Genomic DNA, 2510 nt, shown 5'->3' on the forward strand with positions numbered 1-2510 from the left:
CCACTTTTGTGGATTCTCTCAAGAAATTAAGAGATAAATTACCGCCAATGCACATTGGGCAGCACAATCAATTACAAGAGTGGCTCGATGATATCGATGACCCTAAAGACCAACACCGCCATATTTCTCACCTTTACGGCCTTTATCCATCGAATCAGATTTCGGCTTATCGAACACCAGAACTTTTTGAGGCTTCAAAAAATTCTCTGATTTACCGTGGAGATGTTTCGACAGGTTGGAGTATGGGCTGGAAAGTAAACTGGTGGGCAAAATTGCAAGATGGAAACCATGCTTATAAATTGATTCAAAACCAATTAACGCCTATTGGCAACGAGCGTGGTGCGGGCGGTACTTACAATAACCTTTTTGATGCTCACCCACCCTTTCAGATTGATGGAAACTTCGGCTGTACTTCGGGTATTACCGAAATGTTGATGCAGAGTTCAGATGGTGCCGTTCACTTACTTCCTGCTTTGCCAGATGTTTGGCCTTCTGGTAAAATTTCTGGCTTGAAAGCAATCGGAGGTTTTGAAATCGTAGAAATGCAATGGGCAGCTACTAAATTGGTGAAACTGGTCGTAAAATCGAACCTCGGAGGGAATTTGAGATTACGTACATCAAATGATTTGAAGCGAAGCAATGGCACAAAACTCAAAGAAGCCAACGGCAAAAATACCAACCCATTTTTTAGTTTAGATGAAACAGCCAAACCTGTTATTTCAGAAAAATCAAGCATAAAAGTACCTACTTTGGCAACAACAAAATTGTATGACATTGCCACTCAAAAAGGTCAAATCATCACTTTATCACTTTAAAATTTACGAATTAAACAAAGATTACAATGTTAAAGAAATTAGCAAAAATTTGTAGCATTATCGTATTGGTTTGTTGTGTAAAAATCGCATCGGCACAAGTAACCCTTACAAATCCGATATTAACAGGCTTTTATCCCGACCCAAGCATCGTAAAAGTAGGTGCAGATTATTATTCTGTGCATTCTACTTTTTCGTATTTCCCAGGTTTGCCCATCATGCACAGCCGTGATTTGAAAAACTGGAAACAAATTGGCAATGTAATCAGTCGTCCATCACAAATGGATTTTATGGGCGAGCGTATGAGCCGTGGTCTTTTTGCCCCTGCCATTGCCTATTACAAAGGTATTTATTACGTTACTTGTACCGATATCGACCACGACGGAAACTTTGTAGTTACAGCCACAAATCCTGCTGGGCCTTACAGCAATCCTGTAAAATTGCCACAAGTAAGAGGCATCGACCCATCAATTTATTTCGATGAAGCTACCGATAAAGCCTACATTACTTACAACAGCGATGCTCCTGATAATAAGCCACTTTACCCTGGCCACCGCACTGTGCAAATGTATGAGTTTGATTATAAAAACTTGAAAACTATCGGTGAGAAAAAGCAATTGATAAACGGTGGTGTAGATATTACCAAAAAACCAGTTTGGATTGAAGGACCTCACATCATGAAACGTAACGATTGGTATATTTTATATTGTGCAGAAGGTGGAACATCGGTGAATCACTCACAAGTAGCCTTACGTAGCAAAGACATTTGGGGGCCGTATGTGCCGTATGAAGGAAATCCAGTTTTAACTCAAAGAGGTTTACCAGCCGACCGCCCAAATCCAATTACTTCGGCAGGACACGCCCAGTTTATCGAAGGTCCAGATGGCAATTGGTACTCAATTTTCTTGGCTGTTCGCCCTTACGAAGGTGATTATTACAACACTGGTCGTGAAATGTTTATTGCTCCGCTCACTTGGGTGAATGACTGGCCCATGATTGAGCACGGCGAAAAAGCCCTCGAATATAAATACAAAACCAACATAAAAGAAGTAAAACAAAAAGGTGCTTTACCTCAAAATGGTAATTTTTCTTATACCATGAAGTTCGATAAAGGTCTTGACCTTTCTTTGATGCACTTGCGAACGGTAGATAGTAGTTCGTTTAAAACTTCTAAAAATGGATTGACATTAAAACTAAAACCTGAGACTATTTCAGAACTCGGTAATCCATCATTTGTAGCCAAACGTCAGCAACACATGAATAGCACTGCCGAAACTGAGCTTGTTTTTTCGCCTAAATCTGAAAAAGAAAAAGCTGGATTGGTAATTTATCAAGACGAAAGTCATTATTATTTCTTGGCAAAATCAATCAAAGATGGTAAAACTCAGGTAGAATTATACAAAAGTGTTCACCGTAAAAAAGATGTAGAGTTAATAAATACACTACCAGTTGGCAATGGAAAATTAGTGCTACGTATCACCAATAATGCGGATAAATGTCATTTTGCCATTTCAGAAAATGGTAAAGACTTTAAGATTTTGGCCGAAAACCAAGATGGCAAGCACCTTTCTACCCGAGTGTCGGGTGGTTTTATAGGCAATGTTTTTGCCATGTATGCCACCTCTAGCGGTGAAAAGTCGGACAATAACGCCACATTTAAGTATTTGAAATACAGCGGTGATGATGCCGTTTTGAGAT

The 2510-nt window shown here is 39.6% G+C and carries 2 protein-coding genes; both read left to right on the plus strand.

Features of this window, described 5'->3' with window-relative positions; genetic code table 11:
* The coding region (locus ACOVO2_RS16400; RefSeq protein ID WP_421771017.1) for a glycosyl hydrolase family 95 catalytic domain-containing protein at nucleotides 1-815 on the plus strand (815 nt) is incomplete at its 5' end.
* Between the two features lie 26 nt (nucleotides 816-841).
* Nucleotides 842-2510 (plus strand): glycoside hydrolase family 43 protein (locus ACOVO2_RS16405; protein ID WP_421771018.1); only part of this gene is annotated, 1669 nt, incomplete at its 3' end.

This window comes from Emticicia sp. (assembly GCF_049241225.1).
GTDB lineage: Bacteria > Bacteroidota > Bacteroidia > Cytophagales > Spirosomataceae > Emticicia.